Source organism: Polaromonas sp., from assembly GCF_029945925.1.
In the GTDB taxonomy this organism is placed as follows: Bacteria; Pseudomonadota; Gammaproteobacteria; order Burkholderiales; family Burkholderiaceae_C; genus Polaromonas.
Map to the genome: position 1 here is coordinate 137,794 of NZ_JAQSDN010000040.1, position 18,617 is coordinate 156,410.

General features: G+C 64.1%; 17 protein-coding genes and 1 pseudogene. 7 read left to right on the forward strand and 11 right to left on the reverse strand.

All coding sequences use genetic code 11. The features are described from left to right. Positions 1-58: 58 nt before the first annotated feature. The 6 genes and pseudogenes from PSV40_RS22840 to PSV40_RS13045 all read right to left on the reverse strand — a co-directional run bounded on the left by PSV40_RS22840 (position 59) and on the right by PSV40_RS13045 (position 3,523). A pseudogene (locus tag PSV40_RS22840) lies at positions 59-738 on the reverse strand (class II glutamine amidotransferase). Continuing rightward, entirely contained in the window at positions 702-854 is a 153-nt protein-coding gene (locus tag PSV40_RS22845; protein WP_366915016.1) for a class II glutamine amidotransferase, read from the reverse strand. The pseudogene PSV40_RS22840 and the gene PSV40_RS22845 overlap by 37 nt, the downstream one beginning before the upstream one ends. A gap of 90 nt (positions 855-944) precedes the next feature. Then, positions 945-1,367, reverse strand: a complete 423-nt coding sequence (locus PSV40_RS13030) for a hypothetical protein (protein ID WP_300538192.1) — start codon at positions 1,365-1,367, stop codon at positions 945-947. 388 nt (positions 1,368-1,755) lie between these two features. Then, positions 1,756-2,139 carry a DUF302 domain-containing protein gene (locus tag PSV40_RS13035; RefSeq protein WP_300538195.1) on the reverse strand — a complete coding sequence of 128 codons (384 nt, stop codon included), beginning with the start codon at positions 2,137-2,139 and terminating at the stop codon, positions 1,756-1,758. A 172-nt stretch (positions 2,140-2,311) separates the two neighbouring features. Further along, entirely contained in the window at positions 2,312-2,521 is a 210-nt protein-coding gene (locus PSV40_RS13040) for a hypothetical protein (protein WP_300538198.1), read from the reverse strand. Between the two features lie 444 nt (positions 2,522-2,965). After that, on the reverse strand, positions 2,966-3,523 hold the full coding sequence (locus tag PSV40_RS13045; RefSeq protein WP_300538200.1) for an HNH endonuclease: 558 nt from the start codon (positions 3,521-3,523) through the stop codon (positions 2,966-2,968). A gap of 174 nt (positions 3,524-3,697) precedes the next feature. Between PSV40_RS13045 and PSV40_RS13050 the strand changes: the two genes are divergently transcribed. From PSV40_RS13050 to PSV40_RS13070, 5 genes are all read left to right on the forward strand, one after another. Continuing rightward, positions 3,698-4,807, forward strand: a complete 1,110-nt coding sequence (locus PSV40_RS13050) for a bifunctional riboflavin kinase/FMN adenylyltransferase (RefSeq protein WP_300538203.1) — start codon at positions 3,698-3,700, stop codon at positions 4,805-4,807. Between the two features lie 108 nt (positions 4,808-4,915). Then, positions 4,916-7,747, forward strand: coding sequence for an isoleucine--tRNA ligase (ileS, locus tag PSV40_RS13055; RefSeq protein ID WP_300538206.1), 2,832 nt, complete (start codon positions 4,916-4,918; stop codon positions 7,745-7,747). After that, positions 7,747-8,247 carry a signal peptidase II gene (gene lspA / locus PSV40_RS13060; protein WP_300538209.1) on the forward strand — a complete coding sequence of 167 codons (501 nt, stop codon included), beginning with the start codon at positions 7,747-7,749 and terminating at the stop codon, positions 8,245-8,247. The genes ileS and lspA overlap by 1 nt, the downstream gene beginning before the upstream one ends. Positions 8,248-8,365: 118 nt before the next feature. Continuing rightward, entirely contained in the window at positions 8,366-10,042 is a 1,677-nt protein-coding gene (locus tag PSV40_RS13065; protein WP_300538212.1) for a Na/Pi cotransporter family protein, read from the forward strand. Between the two features lie 18 nt (positions 10,043-10,060). Continuing rightward, the gene (locus tag PSV40_RS13070; RefSeq protein ID WP_300538214.1) at positions 10,061-11,281 is read left to right on the forward strand and encodes a multidrug effflux MFS transporter; all 1,221 of its coding nucleotides are present in this window, start codon (positions 10,061-10,063) and stop codon (positions 11,279-11,281) included. 124 nt (positions 11,282-11,405) lie between these two features. Here PSV40_RS13070 and PSV40_RS13075 read toward each other — a convergent pair whose 3' ends face one another. Continuing rightward, positions 11,406-12,221 (reverse strand): NUDIX domain-containing protein, encoded by an 816-nt coding sequence (locus tag PSV40_RS13075; RefSeq protein WP_300538217.1) that lies wholly within the window; start codon positions 12,219-12,221, stop codon positions 11,406-11,408. A gap of 6 nt (positions 12,222-12,227) precedes the next feature. Further along, complete coding sequence (locus PSV40_RS13080; RefSeq protein ID WP_300538218.1) at positions 12,228-13,223, reverse strand: quinone oxidoreductase; 996 nt, start codon at positions 13,221-13,223, stop codon at positions 12,228-12,230. 168 nt (positions 13,224-13,391) lie between these two features. On the opposite strand from PSV40_RS13080, the gene PSV40_RS13085 reads away from it, so the two are divergent. Beyond that, the gene (locus PSV40_RS13085) at positions 13,392-14,291 is read left to right on the forward strand and encodes a DMT family transporter (RefSeq protein WP_300538221.1); all 900 of its coding nucleotides are present in this window, start codon (positions 13,392-13,394) and stop codon (positions 14,289-14,291) included. Between the two features lie 39 nt (positions 14,292-14,330). Here PSV40_RS13085 and PSV40_RS13090 read toward each other — a convergent pair whose 3' ends face one another. After that, positions 14,331-14,999 carry a hypothetical protein gene (locus PSV40_RS13090; protein ID WP_300538223.1) on the reverse strand — a complete coding sequence of 223 codons (669 nt, stop codon included), beginning with the start codon at positions 14,997-14,999 and terminating at the stop codon, positions 14,331-14,333. Positions 15,000-15,276: 277 nt separating this feature from the next. Beyond that, positions 15,277-16,374 carry an SMP-30/gluconolactonase/LRE family protein gene (locus tag PSV40_RS13095; RefSeq protein WP_300538226.1) on the reverse strand — a complete coding sequence of 366 codons (1,098 nt, stop codon included), beginning with the start codon at positions 16,372-16,374 and terminating at the stop codon, positions 15,277-15,279. 127 nt (positions 16,375-16,501) lie between these two features. Here PSV40_RS13095 and PSV40_RS13100 point away from each other — a divergent pair, with 127 nt between their 5' ends. Continuing rightward, positions 16,502-17,722, forward strand: coding sequence for an MFS transporter (locus PSV40_RS13100; RefSeq protein WP_300538229.1), 1,221 nt, complete (start codon positions 16,502-16,504; stop codon positions 17,720-17,722). 78 nt (positions 17,723-17,800) lie between these two features. On the opposite strand, the gene PSV40_RS13105 is transcribed toward PSV40_RS13100, so the two are convergent. Beyond that, positions 17,801-18,595, reverse strand: coding sequence for an SDR family oxidoreductase (locus PSV40_RS13105; RefSeq protein ID WP_300538231.1), 795 nt, complete (start codon positions 18,593-18,595; stop codon positions 17,801-17,803). Positions 18,596-18,617 lie beyond the last annotated feature (22 nt).

An 18,617-nucleotide genomic window follows, 5' to 3' on the forward strand; every position in this document is an offset into this window, starting at 1 on the left:
CGCTCTTGCGGGCACCCTGGAGGCGCGTATTCCGATCAAGGATGCGCCCGGCATCGGCTCAGATGCCTTGTGTGGTCACCATCCCGGCCGACACGGCCACGATTTCGCCCTCGACGAACGGCTGCCAGTGTGCTGCGCTGAGCGGCACGCTGGCGATCAGTGTCACGGCCTGAAAGCCAGGCACAACCGACACGCCCTGGGTATGGAGGGACTGGTCTGCCATACTGCATTGTTGCGACAAGCGGAACAAACCAGGCGGCGCAATATGGCCGCTCGCGCGTTGTGTGCGTCTATCGCCATGGGCAAACAGGACCTCACCATCCGCATAGAGAAAGTTGGCCGGCCCCAATTGGCGAAAATCAGCGACGAATTCAGCGACCACTCCCAGTCGCCCCTGGACCGATGGCGGAGTAGTCGTGCGGCCCCACAAACCACGCATGCGTTCCGGCAAGGCGCAAAAAGCGTGTTCGGAGTCTGTATCCCAAACGGATGGTAGCGGTCGAACGCCAGGTCTTGCGGTCGCGCGATACCCGGCAGATGTCCGTTATGGGCGAACACATGTATCCGCCCGGCCAGTTCGCGCACAAAGGGCTGGGTGTTTGAAAAGGCAACCGCTCCGAGGGTGGCACGTCGGATGTGCGAGATCCCAAGTGTGGTACTTGGCCCCTGGTGTTCCAGCAAACGCACCAGTGAGTGAGCTGTCACTGGCCGCGATCGACTCCAGAAACTGCGCCACATCGTTGCCCTGGTACAAATGCGGCGCCCCAACCATCGCGCGTGCCGCTTGTCGGGCCGCTGCGGCTGGCCAATGCCTCCAGCGAAAAGGTCAAATGCGCCGCGTGGCGCATCGACATGGCGAGGAGTTCACACTTCTCGGAGACTGCCGGAGCGCCGCGACCAGTGCAAGACGGCCCGGGAAATCGCCAGCGAGGCCAGACGGCGCCTCACCTGGCAGGCGCAGCCGGCATCCGGTCCATCATCATTTCCATCATGGACTGCATCATCTCCATGCGCTTTTCCATCATCTGCTGGCGCGCGCCCATGTCGCCAGTCATGCCCGGCATGCCTTTCATGTCGCCCATACCCGCGCCGCTCATGCCGCCCATCATCTTCATGCCGTCCTGCATGGTTTTCATGTGTTCGGCCACCAGCTTGTTGCGCTCTTCCGGGGTTTTGGCGTTCATCATTTTTCCGTGCATGTCGCGCATGGTCTTCATCTGCGCATCCATTTTTGCCATCTGGTCGGGCGTGGCCATGCTGCTGGCCGTCGCGGTACCCATGGGCATGGACGGGGCGGTGTTGCACGCGATCAATGTACTGGCGGCAAAAAGTGCGCCAGCGAGTGGAATGAATCGAAAATTCGTCATGACAAACTCCTGTTGGATGGGGCTAACTGTGAAAAATGTGGGCGGGGAGGGAAGGCGTCCTGCGGTAGCGGTCCATTGGCGGACCCTGCCGCCAGCGCAAACACCCGCGCCACTGGCACCACCATGAGAGTGTCACCTCTAGCGCAGGGATGAGAGCAAAAAAGCATGGGCCAGGGTCTTCGTATCAATCGGCTTGAATGTGGGGGCCAGCCCGAAACCCGCATCGGCCTGGATCAATTGAAGCGCAGGCAAGCACGCTCGAGATCCAAGGCGCGCGTCGGTCATGACCTGAACGGCTGGAGCAGGCCAAAACGCCATGCCAGAAAGAAGATGTCAACCGGCGGCAGTACTAACGTCCATGTTCATGGAGTTCTTGGGTGGCGAGTAGTCACTTCGCCTCGTCAACCATCTGGATAGTCTTTTCCTCAACCTCTTTGGCGACTTCAACCAAGGCTGCATCCTGAGATAACGCCGAAAGCATTTGCACTGGCTTGATCAAACCGATCTTCGTCGTGCCTTTCTCCGTGAACACCGAGATGCGACACGGTAAGGCCATGTTCAGGCGCATATCGGTAGCCAAAACTTTGGCGGCTTGAGCCGGATTGCAGACTTCAAAAACCTTGCACTCCTCATCAAATGCAATGCCCTTGCTGCGAAGTGTGGCCCCCAAGTCGTGAACATGCAATACCCCGAAGCCCAGGCGTTTAACGGCTGAGTCCAGGTCTGTTGACGCTTGGGTGAATGATTTTTCAGTTTCAACGATGTAATACATGAGTCACCTCGATTTTTGTGACGGACAAACAATGCCTTGGCTCAGCCGAGACGTTTCGGCGCGTCAGCCGAGCCAGCTGTCCGGCTTGGGACTTGGCTCCCAGACCTATCACCTGCGACCGTGCCCGTCATTCAAGACGCCTTGCGGTGCTCCGCAGACTTCCTGACTCCGATCACTTGTTCTTTTGCTTGACGACCCACACCACCAGAGCGACAACCACGACAACAAGCAAGATCGGCATCCATATCCCGCCGTATCCGCCGTGTCCGCCCATCCAGTCGCCGCCCCACGTGCCACCCATCATATTTCCGCTCTGCGCGAAAGAGACGTTGGGGGCCAACAGAGGCACCATACCAACAGCCATGGCAAGTAAACTTTTCATGAATTTTCCTTGTTGAAACGAAGAAACTATCGGACCACGCCGACAAAGGGCACTTGAGTCCAAAAGGCCAGCCTGCGGCCGCGCGAATCCGGGCGATGTAGTCCGAACTCCTCAAGCACCGTCAGACAATATCTCCGCTATAACCGTGTAAGGCACAGGACAAAACAGCTTCGGAATCCGTACCGTCGAAATCCATCGGCTCTGACATATTGCCGACGTTTGTGCGGCAGCACACACAGCCCTGCTTCAACGGTCGACTTCATTAGGGCGAAGCCACCGTCGCCGCCGCAGAGCGATCCCGACCCGGCTTGCCGGCGCTGTCGCGAAAGATTTGTAGCGCGGGGACACCGAGTCGGGTCAAAGTCCCGAACAACGGCTGTGGTTGTGTGCTGCCAACAGTCGGCGGTTTCCGAGTGGCGTAAGTCTCGCCCGACTAGCGCCGGCTCACACCAGTAGCCGCGAAGTCCTAGGCACATGCGCCATCAGAAACTCCATCTGGTCCGCCAGGATGCGGCGGTTGCGCAGGATGAAGTCTTCCCACAGGCTGGGAACATACGGTGTGTAGAGCAGGGGCATGTGCGCCTGCTCGGGGGTGCGGCTGCTTTTGCGGTGGTTGCAGGCGCGGCAGGCAGTGACCACGTTCATCCAGTTGTCGATGCCGTTCTGCGCGAACGGGATGATGTGCTCGCGGGTCAGGTCTTCCTCGTGGAAATGGTCACCGCAGTAGGCGCACACATTGCGGTCGCGGGCGAACAGTTTGCTGTTGGTCAGCCCGGGCTTGAGGTCGAAGGGGTTGATGTTGGGCACGCCCTTGGTGCCGATGATGCTGTTGACGGTGATGATGGACTGGTTGCCGGTGATGGCGTTGTGGCCGCCGTGAAACGTGGCCACCTGCGCACCCATCTCCCAGCGCACTTCATCCGAGGCATAGTGCAGCACGGCTTGTTCGAGGCTGATCCACGATTGCGGCAACCCCTGGGCTGAGAGTTTCAAGACCTTCAAACGAACCTCCAACATTTAAAAAACGCATGGAAACCGGACTCAAACTGCTTGAAACCTCAATATACAGCGAATTCATGACAAAGCCGGGGCAATATCCCTATTTCGTCCTTCAGCCCGCACCCAACCGACCTGAGGCGCTATTAAAACGATAATTGGCAGCATGAAAGTTTCGCTATGAAAGTTTTCCGCGGCTACAACCACCCCCAGCTTGCGGCGCAGTGCGCGCTGACGATTGGCAACTTCGATGGCGTGCACCGCGGCCACCAGGCCATGCTGGCGCTGCTGAAAAACGAGGCGCAGCACCGCGGCGTGCCCAGCTGCGTGATGAGCTTCGAGCCCCATCCGCGCGACTACTTCGCCGCCGTGGCGCGCAAGCCCGAACTGGCACCGGCGCGTATTGCCACCCTGCGCGACAAACTGACCGAGCTGGCGCGCTGCGGCATCGACCAGTGTGTGGTGCTGCCCTTCAATGCGCGGCTGGCCGCCCAGCCGGCGCAGACCTTCATCGAAGACGTGCTGGTCAAAGGCCTGGGCGCGCGTTACGTGCTGGTGGGCGACGACTTCCGTTTTGGTGCCAAACGCGCCGGCGACTACGCCATGCTCGACGCCGCCGGTGAGCAGCTGGGTTTTGACGTGGCCCGCATGAACAGTTATGAGATACCGGACCCCCACGCTCGGACCTACCTCGCTGCCCCCCAAGGGGGCGTGCCCGCCTTGGGGCGGCCCGGCGGCGGGCGCAGCACCCGCGTCTCAAGTTCGGCGGTGCGGGAGGCCCTGGGCCAGGGGCAAATGAGCCGGGTGGCCGGCCTGCTGGGCCGGCCTTACAGCATTTCCGGCCATGTGGTGCATGGCCGCAAGCTCGGGCGCGACCTGGGCTTTCGCACGCTGAACCTGCGCTTTTCCCACTGGAAACCGGCCGCCAGCGGGATTTTTGCGGTCCAGGTGTTCGGCCTGTCGGACCAGCCCCTGCCCGGTGTGGCCAACCTGGGCATCCGGCCCTCGCTGGACCCCGCGGACGTCAACGGCGGACGCGTGCTGCTGGAAACCCATTGCCTGGCCTGGCCCGCCGGCTTGGGGCTGGAGGAGGCATACGGTAAAATCATCCGCGTGGAACTGCTACACAAACTGCACGACGAACTGAAATACGACGGTCTGGACAGCCTCAAGGCGGGCATCGCCAGGGACTGCGACGATGCGCGGACGTTTTTTGCCGAGGCCGCGAAGTCATTTTCAGCATCCATGCACACGGAAACCAGCCGCCAGACCACGCGCGACCGAATTTAGACGATCTCGTCGCCTCTGGCCCCGCCCCTCCCTCCGGGCGAACGGCTTTCTTCCCGACCCGTATTCCGGCGGTCCTGCCTCACCGGCCCGCCTCAACAAAAGCATCCCATGTCCGACAACAAAACCGATTACCGCAGCACCCTGAACCTGCCCGACACGCCATTCCCCATGCGCGGCGACCTGCCCAAACGCGAAGCCGGCTGGGTCAAGGAGTGGGACGACAAGGGCATCTACAAAAAGCTGCGCGATGTGCGCGCCGGCAAACCGAAGTTTGTGCTGCACGACGGCCCGCCGTATGCCAACGGCCAGATCCACATCGGCCACGCGGCCAACAAGATCCTGAAAGACATGATCGTCAAGGCGCGCCAGCTCAAGGGGCTGGACGCCGTGTATGTGCCGGGCTGGGACTGCCACGGCCTGCCGATCGAAAACGCCATCGAAAAGCTCCATGGCCGCAATCTTTCAAGAGACGACGTGCAGGCCAGGAGCCGCGCTTTTGCCACCGAGCAGATCGCGCAGCAGAAAGAGGACTTCAAGCGCCTGGGTGTGCTCGGTGAATGGGCCAACCCCTACCTGACCATGAACCCCGGCAATGAAGCCGACGAGATCCGCGCGCTCAAACGCATCATCGAACGCGGTTTTGTCTACCGCGGCCTCAAGCCCGTCTACTGGTGTTTTGACTGCGGCTCCTCGCTGGCCGAGTTCGAGATCGAATACGCCGACAAAAAATCGCAGACCCTGGACGTCGGCTTCCAGTGCGACCAGCCCGACAAGCTGGCCGCCGCTTTCGGCCTGAAGAGCCTGGCCAAGGATGCTTTTGCCGTGATCTGGACCACGACCGCCTGGACCATCCCGGCCAACCAGGCGCTGAACCTGAACCCCGATCTGGACTACGCGCTGGTCGATACCGAGCGCGGCATTTTGCTGCTGGCCGCCTCGCTGGTGGACAAGTGCATGGAGCGTTACCAGCTCACCGGCACGGTGCTGGCCACCACGGCCGGCAAACACCTGGCGCTGATCAATTTCAAACACCCGCTGTACGACGTGGATGCTGGTTACCGGCGCCTGAGCCCGGTCTTCCTGGCCGACTACGCGACGGCCGACGACGGCACCGGTATCGTGCATTCCTCGCCCGCCTACGGCGTGGAAGACTTCAACTCCTGCGTGGCCAACGGCATTGCCTACGACGACATCCTGAACCCGGTGCAGGGCAACGGCCGTTACGTCGACGAGCTGCCGCTGTTCGGCGGCCTGAACATCTGGAAAGCCGCACCGCTGGTGATCGAGGCCCTGCGTGACGCCGGCCGCCTGTTTTCCACGCATGACATCGTGCACAGCTACCCGCATTGCTGGCGCCACAAGACGCCGGTGATCTACCGGGCCGCGGCCCAGTGGTTTGTGCGCATGGACGAGGGCGAAGGCGTGTTCACCAAAGACAAGGCGCCGCGCACCCTGCGCCAGCTGGCGCTGGCCGCGATCGAGGAAACCAGCTTCTACCCGGAAAACGGCAAGACCCGCCTGCACGACATGATTGCCGGCCGGCCCGACTGGTGCATCAGCCGCCAGCGCAGCTGGGGCGTGCCGCTGCCGTTTTTCATTCACACCGCCACCGGCGAGCTGCACCCGCGCACCATGGAGATCATGGACCAGGCCGCCGCCATGGTGGAGGCCGGCGGCATCGAGGCCTGGAGCAAGGCCAGCGCCGAGTCCATCATCGGCGCCGATGGCGAGCATGGGGCGCCCAACTACATCAAAAGCACCGACATCCTGGACGTCTGGTTCGACTCGGGCACCACCCATTTCCACGTGCTCAAGCGCAGCCATGCCGATCAGTCGGCCTGGCCGGCCGACCTGTACCTCGAAGGCCACGACCAGCACCGCGGCTGGTTCCACTCGTCGCTGCTCACCTCGTGCGCGATGTATGACCACGCGCCCTACAAGGGTCTGCTGACACACGGCTTCACGGTGGACGGCAAGGGCCGCAAGATGAGCAAGAGCGAAGGCAACGTCGTGGCGCCGCAAGAGGTGTCGGGCAAGCTGGGCGCAGAGATCATCCGCCTGTGGTGCGCCTCGACCGACTACTCGGGCGACCTGGCCATTGACGACAAGATCCTGGCGCGGGTGGTCGATGCCTACCGCCGCATCCGCAACACGCTGCGTTTTCTGCTGGCCAATGTCAGCGATTTCGATCCGGCGATAGATGCCGTGCCGTTTGAACAGATGCTGGAAATCGACCGTTACGCGCTGAGCCGCGCGGCCCAGCTGCAGGCCGACATCCTGGCGCATTACGAGGTGTACGAGTTTCACCCGGTGGTCTCCAAACTGCAGATCTACTGCAGCGAAGACCTGGGCTCCTTCTACCTCGACATCCTGAAAGACAGGCTGTACACCACGGCACCGAAGTCGCTGGCCAGGCGCAGCGCGCAGACCGCGCTGCACCAGATCACGCACGCCATGCTGCGCTGGATGGCGCCTTTCCTGAGCTTCACGGCCGAGGAAGCCTGGAAAGTTTTCGGCAGTTCGGAATCCATCTTCATGGAAACCTATGCCGACCTGGCCGCGCCCGATGAGGCCCTGCTGGCCAAATGGACACGCATCCGCGAACTGCGTGATGCGGTCAACAAGGACATCGAGGCCCTGCGCGCCGACGGCAAGGTCGGCTCGTCGCTGCAGGCCAAAGTGACGCTGGAAGTCGCGCCCGACGACCATGCGCTGCTGGCCAGCCTGGGTGACGATTTGAAGTTCGTCTTCATCACTTCAGCTATTGATTTGATAGCTGGCAGCGCACAATCCATCAGCACCGAAGCCAGTTCTGCCGTCAAATGCGAGCGCTGCTGGCATTACCGCGAGGACGTGGGCCACGACGCCGCACACCCGACGATCTGCGGCCGCTGCACCAGCAACCTGTTCGGTGCAGGGGAAGAAAGGAAGTACGCCTGATGGCCAAAACCACCTTCGGAACCACGTCCCCCAGCCTGCTGCCCTGGCTGGGCCTGGCGCTGATCCTCTTGATTGCCGACCAGCTCACCAAGGTGCTGATCCTGGGTTATTACCAGCTCGGGGACGCGACCTATGTCACGAGTTTTTTCAACGTGGTGCGGGTGCACAACACCGGCGCCGCGTTTTCCTTCCTGGCCTCCGCGTCGGGCTGGCAGCGCTGGTTCTTCACGGCCATCGGCATCGCGGCGGCTCTATTCATCCTGTGGATGCTCAAGTCGCACGCGGGGCAGAAGCTGTTTTCCTTTGCCCTGGCCTGCATTCTGGGCGGCGCGGTCGGCAATGTGATTGACCGCACGCTGTACGGCTATGTGGTCGACTTTCTGGACTTCCACTACGCCGGTTGGCATTTCCCGGCCTTCAACGTGGCTGACAGCGCCATCACCGTCGGGGCCATCTGCCTGGTGCTGGACGAACTGCTGCGGGTCCGGAACGCGAAATAGGCGCGTCCCGCGCCTGCGCGCCTCCTGCCACTGACCGGCAGCGTGGTGAAAAATGGACGGCACCCGCTTCAATGCGCCAGTCGCGAGCGCACCGGCGTTATAGTGGCCCTCAACACCTATGAAGCATTTGTTGAATTTGCTGGCAGCCATCGCACTGCTGGTCTGGGGCACCCACCTGGTTCGGACCGGCATCCTGCGCGTGTTCGGCGCCAATTTACGCCACGTGCTGTCCCGCAGCATAGGCAACCGCTTCACTGCCGCCCTGTCGGGCCTCGGCGTGACCGCGCTGGTTCAGTCCAGCACCGCCACCTCGCTGATTGTTTCCTCCTTTGTCGGCCAGGGGCTGATCGCGCTGCCGCTGGCGCTGGCCGTGATGCTGGGCGCCGACATCGGCACCAGCCTGATGGCCGTGGTGTTCTCGTTTGACCTGTCCTGGCTCTCGCCCCTGTTCATCTTCACCGGCGTGGTGCTTTTCATCTCGCGCCAGACCACCAATGTCGGACGTTTCGGCCGCGTCCTGATCGGCCTGGGCCTGATGCTGCTGGCGCTGCGCCTGGTGACCGACTCGACTGCCGTGCTGACCTCGAACGCGGCCGTCAAGGCCCTGCTGGGCACACTCAGCAGCGACCTGCTGCTGGAGATCACGGTCGGCGCGGTGCTGGCCGTGGTGTCCTACTCCAGCCTGGCCATCGTGCTGCTGACGGCCACCCTGGCAGCCTCGGGCGTGATTCCACTGGACGTGGCGCTGGGGCTGGTGCTGGGCGCCAACCTCGGCAGCGGCCTGCTGGCAATGTTGACCACGGCCCGGTCGGCCATCGAAGTGCGGCAGGTGCCGCTGGGCAACTTCCTTTTCAAGCTGCTCGGTGTCGCCGCCGCCGCGCCCTTTGTCGGCCTGTGGCTGCGCCATGTGCGGCCCTTTCTTGGCGAGGCAGCCACCACGGTGGTGCTGTTTCACCTGATGTTCAACGTGCTGGTCGGTCTGGTCGGTCTGGTGTTCATCACCTGGACCCAGGTGGTGGCGCGCTGGGTTGAAAAACTCCTGCCGCGCCCGGCCAAGGGCGGTGCCACCGGCGGCCGGCCACACCACCTGGACCCGACGGCCCTGTCCACCCCGTCGCTGGCCATCTCGTGCGCCGCCCGCGAAGCCCTGCACCAGGCCGACGTGGTGGAAAGCATGCTGATCGGCATGCTGGAAATCATGCGTCACAACGACCTGCGGCTGGCCGAAGACCTGCGCAAGATGGACGACACGGTGGACGAGCTGTATTCGGCCATCAAGTACTACCTGACCAAGATCTCGCGCGAGGCCCTGGGCGAGGAAGAAAGCCGGCGCTGGACCGACATCATCAGCTTCACCATCAACATGGAGCAGATCGGCGACATCATCGAACGCGTGCTGATCGACATCGAGGACAAGAAGATCAAGCCGGGCCGCAACTTCTCGGAAGCCGGCATGGCCGAGATCTGCGAGTTGCACCAGCGCCTGCTCGACAACCTGCGCCTGGGCATGAGCGTGTTCCTGAACGGCAATGTGCGCGATGCCAAAAAGCTGCTGGAGGAAAAAGCGCGTTTCCGCGACCTGGAGCGCGCCTACGCCAACACCCACCTGGGCCGCCTGTCCGACCGCACCATGCAGAGCATGGAAACCAGTTCGCTGCACATCGATTTGATCAGCGACCTCAAACGCATCAACTCGCACATCTGCTCGATTGCCTACCCCATCCTCGACTCGGCCGGCGCCCTGGTGCCCAACCGCCTGCGTCAAAGCGCCTTCAGTGACTCCGTCTCCCGCTGACCCGCAGGACATGCAGCGATGAACCCCGACGCTGACCAGCTCTGGCGTGCCCCGCGCTGGGCACTGGCGGTGCTGCTGGCCCTGCTGGGCATGCTGGGGCCGTTTTCCATCGACACCTACATCCCGGCGTTTTCGGGCATTGCGCGCTCGCTGGGCGCGACGCCGGTCGAGATGCAGCAGACGCTGTCGGCCTACCTGTTCGGCTTTGCCTTCATGAACCTGTTCCACGGGGCGCTGGCCGACAGCTTTGGCCGTCGTCCGGTGGTGCTGTGGGGCATCGCGATGTTCACCCTCGCCTCGGCCGGTTGTGCGTTGTCGCAAAGCATTGAGCAGCTGGTGTTTTTCCGGGCGCTGCAGGGCTTGTCCACCGGCGCCGGCATCGTGGTCTCGCGTGCCGTGATCCGTGACATGTTTCCGCCGGCGCAGGCGCAAAAAATGATGAGCCAGGTGACGATTTATTTCGGCGTGGCACCGGCGATTGCGCCCATCATCGGCGGCTGGCTGTTCGTGCATCTCGACTGGCACGCGATTTTCTGGTTTCTCACCGGCGTCGGTGTGTTGCTGTGGACCGCCAATTACCGCCTGCTGCCTGAGACCCTGCACGTCACGCAGCGCCAGCCCTTCAATGTGAAACACCTGATGCGCGGCTACTGGCAGCTCGGTTCGAGCGCGCGCTTTCTGCTGCTCGCGCTGGCCAGCGGCGTGCCCTTCAACGGCATGTTTCTGTACGTGCTGGCTGCACCCGAATTCCTGGGTTCGCACCTGGGCCTGGCACCGACGGAGTTTTTCTGGTTCTTCGTGCTGACGATTGCGGGCATCATGGCCGGCGCCTGGGTCAGCGGCCGCATGGCCGGCAGGGTCGCGCCCAAGCAGCAGATCCGCCACGGCTTTGTGATCATGCTGGTGATTGCGGTGCTCAACCTGGCGGCCAACCTGCTGTTCAAGGCGCATGTCTCCTGGGCGCTGTTTCCGATTGCCATCTTCGCCTTCGGCTGGGCCCTGATGGTGCCGGTGGTGACCCTGCTGGTGCTGGACCTCTACCCCGAGCGGCGCGGCATGGCGTCGTCCCTGCAGGCCTTTATCGGCTCGACCGCCAACGGCATCGTGGCCGGCGTGATCGCGCCGCTGATCATGCACTCCACCGTGGCGCTGGCGGCAACGTCGCTGCTGATGATGAGCATTGGCCTGCTGGCCTGGCTCTACCTGCACCACCGCTGGCCGGAGATCGGCAGAAGTTAAGGCCCCCACGCTCCGCCGCTGCGCGGGTCGCTGCCCCCCCGGGGGGGCGCTGCGCCTGCGGGCCGGCAAAGCCGGACCCGCGGCCCCTGCTTGAAGGGGAGAAGTCCCCTCGCTGATGAAGTGCTTATGCCAGCAGCGCGGCCTGGATCAATGCCGCTTCGAGCGTGAACTCCCCGCCGCGCATCTTCTGCAGCAAGGCGTGGCCGTCCATCAGCGCAAAACACGCGACCTCGCCGTCCTGGTTCACCGGCGTGGCGCCGTCCGGCACGGTGCAGTGGTACCAGTCGATGCGTTCGACCACGTAGCCGGCGCCGCGGCCGTCGTCGCAGGGACGGCGGATGTCGACACGGCCGCCGCGAACCATGCCCCGCAGCTGGTCCAGCGTCAGGCCAGCCTCTTCCCAGGTCTCGCGCACCAGCGCTGTTGCGAGCGTGTCTTCGGCGGACACCATGCCACCCATCAGGGTGTCCCAGAGGCCGGGGTCGTTGGGTTTGTCAAAAGCCCGTTGCTGCACCCAGAAGCGGCCGTCCACGGTTTGCCCCACCAGATGCACAGCCTGGGTGGTGATGCCCAGCGGCCGGACCGCCGCGCGCTCCACCGTACCGAGGCGAACCCCATGCTGATCGTTCACCGCGAGTTGCTCATCGCGCCAGGCGCCAGCGAGGTCGGCCGCCTGCAGGGCGGCAGCCACGCGATTCAGGCCGGCCGTCACATCGCCCAGCAGGTGCCAGCCCGGCTGCCCATCGCGCTCTTCTTTTAATAGCTGCTTGCGCCCGTCCAGTAAGGGCTGGAGGTCGATTTGATGTAATAAATCAGGTTCGACCGTTCCGATCAGCGAGGCACCGGACCACAGCGGCACGCGCGGGCGCAAGGGCGGCTGGGCGGCGGCTGCGCGCTGGGCGCGCAGCCAGTTCAGATCAAAAGCCCGCGGGTTCTCCACCTTCGGTCACAGCGTCAGGATGGTGCAGCCGGTGGTCTTGCGCGCTTCCAGGGAGATGTGCGCCTGCTGCACCTGGGCCAGCGGGAAGCGCTGGTCAATCTGGATATTCACCTTGCCGCTGCTGACCATGGCAAACAGCTGGTCGGCCATGTCCTGCGTGCTTTCGCGCGTGGCAATGTGGGTGAACAGCGTGGGCCGCGACACGTAGAGCGAACCCTTGGCGGCCAGCAGGCCGATGTCCAGCGGCTCGACCTTGCCCGAGGCGTTGCCGAAATTGGCCAGCAGGCCAAACGGGCGCAGGCAGTCGAGCGACTTGAGGAAGGTGTCCTTGCCGACCGAGTCGTACACCACCTTCACGCCCTGCCCGCCGGTGATCTCCTTGACGCGGGCGACAAAATCCTCTTTCGCGTAATTGATGACAAAGGCCGCGCCCTGCGCTTTGGCCAGCGCACACTTGTCGTCGGAACCGGCGGTGCCTATGAGTTGCAGGCCCATGGCCCTGGCCCACTGGCAGGCGATCAGGCCGACACCGCCGGCCGCGGCGTGAAACAGCACAAAATCGCCGGCCTGCAAGCCGCCCTGCGGCTGGGTGCGGTTCAGCAGGTACTGCACCGTCAGGCCCTTGAGCATCATGGCCGCGCCGGTCTCGAAGGAAATGTCGTCGGGCAGCTTGCAGACACACTTGGCGGGCATCACACGCAGCTCGCAGTAGCTGCCTGGGGGCTGGCTCGCATACGCCGCGCGGTCGCCGGCCTTCAGGTGCGTGACACCTTCGCCGACGGCCTCGACCACGCCCGACGCTTCCATGCCCAGCTGCAGCGGCATGGGCAGCTTGTACAGGCCGGCGCGCTGGTAAACGTCGATGTAGTTCAGGCCCACCGCCTTGTGACGGATGCGGATTTCGCCGGGGCCGGGTTCGCCGACTGTCACCTCCACCAGCTTGAGTTCTTCAGGTCCGCCGTTCTGGTCAATCTGGACGGCGAGCGAGGTGGTCTGGGCCATGGTGTTTTTCCTTGGAAGGCGATGGAAGGGATGCGAAAAGAAGAATGCGGCCTGCATCCTGCCACGAATCTCCGGGCTCTGCTCGCCGCGGACGCGGCCGGCCCGGGCGCGGGGCTGGTGTTCAGGCTTTCTTCAGCAATTCCGCGGCGTGCTGGGTACAGTCGCCGCATGACACCCGGCCTGACCCCTCGCACCGCCCTGCTCTTGACCATCCCGCCGCTGCTCTGGGCCGGCAATGCCGTGGTCGGGCGGCTGGTCAACCAGCTCGTGCCGCCGATCACGCTGAACTTCCTGCGCTGGGCGCTGGCGTTTGTGATCCTGCTGCCGCTGGCCGGCTGGGTGCTGCGCCGGCGCAGCGGCCTGTGGGCCCACTGGCGGCGTTTTGCGCTGCTGGGCCTGCTCGGGGTGGGCGCCTACAACGCGCTGCAATACCTGGCGCTGCAGACATCGACCCCGCTCAATGTGACACTGGTCGCGGCCAGCACGCCGGTGTGGATGCTGGGCATAGGCTGGCTGTGTTTTTCCCAGAAGGTGTCGCGGCGGCAGATCATGGGCGCGCTGCTGTCGATCGCCGGTGTGCTGGTGGTCCTGTCGCGTGGCCAGTGGTCGCTGCTGGCCCAGGTGCGGCTGGTCCCCGGCGACCTGTATGTGCTGCTGGCCACCATGGCCTGGGCGTTTTACAGCTGGCTGCTGGCCAAACCCGCGGAGCCGCCGGAGATCCGCAACGACTGGGCGGCGTTCCTGATGGCGCAGATGATTTTCGGGCTGGGCTGGTCCGGCCTGTTTGCGGCCAGCGAGTGGGCCCTGACCGATGCCCACATCCAGTGGGGCTGGCCGCTGGCCGCCGCGCTGCTGTATGTCGCCATCGGCCCGGCCATCCTGGCCTACCGCTGCTGGGGCGTGGGTGTGCAGCGCGCCGGCCCCGCGGTGGCGGGTTTTTTCGCCAACCTCACGCCGCTGTTTGCGGCCCTGATGTCAGCCGCCTTCCTGGGCGAGCTGCCGCACCTGTACCACGGGCTGGCTTTCGCGCTGATCGTGGGCGGGATCGTGGTGTCAGCGCGGCGATAAGGCGCTGAGTCAGGCGCAGCAAGGCCAGGTGCGAGGGGCCTAATTCAGTCGCGAAAGCGTGAGAGCAAGGGCCGGAAAGTCCTGGTTGTTGATGCGCGTCGCGAGCTTGGTGCCCGTCATGGTGCTGCCGGCCATCTCGAGTTCATAGGTCATTGCACTCCTGTTGGACTGCATGGCACCGTCATTGGCATACACAATGACAGTGATCCTGTCGCCCTGCCTGCTCCAGCGCGCCGGATATTTGTCCGCATAGTTCGCCGCGCCGTCCCCCTGGAGGGTCAACCTCGCGCGTTCACCTGCTCCGGTGACCACCTGCCAGACGCCCACTGGCGTGGATTGCACCACCGGCCGTTGATGGGCCACGCTGGCCGGTAGCGACGCCTCAGCTTTCGTGGTCGAGGCCTGTTTGCCGGTACCTGCGCCGACACACTGAAAACTGCCGTCCGGCGAATCCTTGATCTCGGACTTGCCGAAGCCAATGCCGCCTTCGCAGGCCGCATAGCGGTATTCCTGCATGCCACTGGCCCGTACGCTTGAGCCTGCTTCGATGTTGTTTGAGTGGGTGTAAAAACTGTTTCCCGCTGGCCCGTCGCCACACTTCTTCTTGGTGTACTTCTGCTCACCACACCAGACCACAAAGACCTTGTAGTCGCAGCTGTTCCTGAAAACAATGTCCTGTTTGTCGCGCGATGCGGAAACACAGTCCATGGCGCTGCGGCCGGGGTTGCCGGCCGCTGATGCGCCTGTTGCAAGGAAGGCCAGCCCCAGGGCCAGCAGATACCGATGCTTCATTGTTTCTCTCCCGGTGCGTTATTTGAAAATCAGCCGTGCCCGGGCGAGGCCAACGTGCAGGTCAGAAAGCTTAGATGCGGACAACTGCCAGCGCCATCACGGGAACATGGGATGCGGAAATACACAGTGCAAGCCTGCATCTCCAAAGTGCTCCGGCCTGCCCGTGAGATGCAGGGGCGCCGTGCCGACCGATCTACTTCGCCAGCCAGCCCAGGCTTTTCGCATGCAGGCTCTGGATGTAAAGCCTGTCGGGTGTTTCCGTGACGCCGGTGGTTTCCGGGTAAGCCCCGCTGGAGTCCTGCAGGTCGGCGACGATTTTTCCGTCTTCCGTGAACGCCATGACATGCCCGTACGAGGGCGGAATGGGCCACATGGCACGCGGGAGCCGCAGGGTGAGCTTGCGTAAAAAGGGCTGGTCCGCGAGTTTGTCGATCGTCGGGTTTCTGGGCTTGGCCAGGCCCAGCCAGATCCTGCCGTCCAGGCCGCGCATGAGGTTGTCGGGATAACCGGGCAGGTTGTCCAGCAGCACGCTGGCCTGCAGATTCGGTTGCGCCACGTCCAGCTTGCCGGCGTCCACGGAAATTTTCCACACCCGGTACTTGCCGGTTTCGTTGACGAACAGGAACCGGCCGTCCCGACTCAGGGCAACGCCGTTGGCAAAACTCAGGCCCTCGGCAACCACCCGGGTGGCCCGGGTCGCCGGATCGTATTCCAGGATTCGCCCCGTCGAGGATTGCTCGAGAATGTCCAGCACGCTGGCTTCAAACGTGCCGCCCCAGGTGGCCGGCGCAAAACGTGTGGAGGCGTCGCTGACATACATTTTCCCGTTGCCGGCCACGATGACCGCGTCCGCATAACGAATCGGGTCGCCCCCGACCTTGTCGGTCAGCAGCGTGATCTTTTTGTCCGGACTGATGGACAGCAGGCCCTTGACCGCATCGGCCGCAATCAGGTGGCCGGCGGCGTCAAAATCAAAACCCAGCACCCTGCCGCCGGTGTTGGCAAACACCTCCTGCGCGCTGCCGTCCGGGTTCATGCGCAGGATGTTGCCGCTGGCCACGGTCACATACAGCTTGCCGTCCCTGGCCATCACCACATGCTCGGGGCCTTCCTCGGTACCCAGCGAAACCATCTGCAGACCCGCCAGCTTGTTGTTGACCGCGTGCGCTCCGGTGTAGCCAGGGGCCGTGCGTGCATTCCAGCGGACAGGCTCTATCGGTACCGGCCACCAGCTCAGGTAAGCACCAACCGCCACCACCATCAGGACCAGGATCAACGCTGTCTTTTTCATAGGCTGGACTATAACGTTGAGCGCAGCCTGCACCCGGCAGCGCCCTCCCCCGCCGACAGGTCCGCAAATGGCCAGCGGCGGCCGCAAGACCGGGCCATGATGCGTGTTTCCGGAGAACCGGCACCCCATGACACCCCCGCTTCCGCGCTCCCTGCTGGCCCTCAGCGGGTCCAACCTCGCGGCGCAGATGGCCGAGCAACTGAGCCTGGCGGCGGTGCCCATCGTCGCCGTCCTGGTCCTGGGCGCCGGGCCCGGCGACATCGGGCTGCTGGCGACCGCCCAGACCCTGCCCTTCCTGCTGCTGTCGATCCCTCTGGGCCTGCTGGCCGACCGCACATCGCGGCGCCGCCTGATGGTGTGGGCCGAAACCCTGCGTGCCCTGGCCTTGTTCGGCCTGCTGGCAGCGGTGATGTCCGACCAGCTCTCCATCGGCTTGCTGGCCGTGCTGGGCTTTCTGGGCGCCGTCGGCACCGTGGGCTTCAGCGTCGCTGCGCCTGCCCTGGTGCCCGCGCTGGTGCCGCGTGAAGCGCTGGCGCGCGCCAACGGCCGGCTGGAACTCGCCCGAAGTGCCGCGTTTGCCGCCGGGCCCGCGCTGGGCGGCGCCCTGGTCGCCTGGGCCGGCGCATCTGCTGCGTTTGTGCTGGCGGCCGTGTTGTCAGTCTCTGCGGTGGTTCTGCTGCTGCGGCTGGTGGAGCCGCCGCGCGCGCCCATGGCCAGGCGTCACCCGCTGCTCGACATCCGGGACGGCGCGCACTGGGTCTGGCGCCATGCCCTGCTGCGGCCCATTTTCCTGACGGCTGTGGCCTGGAACATTTCCTGGTTCGTCCTGCAGGCCGCCTACGTGCCCTACGCCATCCGGCTGCTCGGCCTGAGCGCCGCGGCGGTGGGCATGACACTCGCCGCGTATGGGGCCGGCATGGTGGTGGGCGCGCTGCTGGCCCCGCATGTTGTTGCGAAGCTGCCCTTCGGCCGGGCGATTCAGCTGGGTCCGGCCGTCTCGGTGCTGGCGGCGCTGACCATGGTCGCCACACTTGCCCTTCCGTCCGGCGTGCTGGCGGGCCTGGCATTTTTTCTTTTCGGCGCCGGCCCGATTGTCTGGACCATCACGTCCACGACCTTGCGGCAAACCGTCACGCCCGGTGCCATGCTGGGGCGTGTGTCGGCGATTTTCCTGGCTGCCAATACAGGAGCCCGGCCCATCGGCGCCGCCCTGGGCGGTTTCGTCGGCGCGACCTGGGGCGAACCGGCCTGCCTGGTGCTGGCCCTTGCGGGGTTCGCCGTGCAGGCGTGGGTTATTTTCGTCTCGCAAGTCAGGGGGCTGCAGCGCCTGCCCCAAGCAACGGGCTGACGAGCGTGCCAGCCGAAGGCGCCAGTCCCGGCAGAGCTGAACACCGACATGCGCCGGCACGGCACGCCGCTCTGCTGATCAATAAGTCCCGGGGTATGCCCCTCCATCGGCCAGCACGTTCTGCCCCGTCATGTAAGCGGCATGTGTGCTGCACAGGAAAGCACAGATCGCACCGAACTCGTCCGGCGTGCCAAAGCGACCGGCGGGAATCTGGGCCTGCTGCGCGCGGCGAACCTCTTCGACACTCTTGCCGGACTTTTCAGCGGCGGCACGCACGGTGGTGGCGATGCGGTCGGTGTCGAACTTGCCTGGCAGCAGGTTGTTGATCGTGACGCCCTGGGCCGCCAGTTTGGTGCGCGCCACGCCGGCGACAAAACCCGTCAGCCCGCTACGCGCACCGTTGCTCAATCCCAGAATATCAATCGGCGCCTTCACCGAGCTGGAGGTGATGTTGATGATGCGGCCAAAACCGCGCGCCGCCATGCCATCCACCGTGGCCTTGATCAGCTCGATCGGGGTCAGCATGTTGGCGTCCACCGCCTTGATCCAGGCGTCGCGGTCCCAGTCGCGGAAGTCGCCCGGGGGCGGGCCTCCGGCGTTGGTCACCACGATGTCGAAGTCCTTGCGCACCGCGAAAACCGCCGCGCGGCCTTCCACGGTCGTGATGTCCGCCGCCACAAACTGCACGCTGGCGGCCGCCGGCCGGGCGCTGTCAGCTATCAATTTTGCAGCAGTCGCCTCCAGCACCCCGGCGCCGCGCGCGACGATCAGCACGTTCACGCCTTCGCGCACCAGCGCCTGGGCACAGCCCAGACCGAGGCCCTTGCTTGCGCCGCACACCAAAGCCCATTTGCCTGCAATACCTAAATCCATAATAATTTCCGCTTCTTCGTTG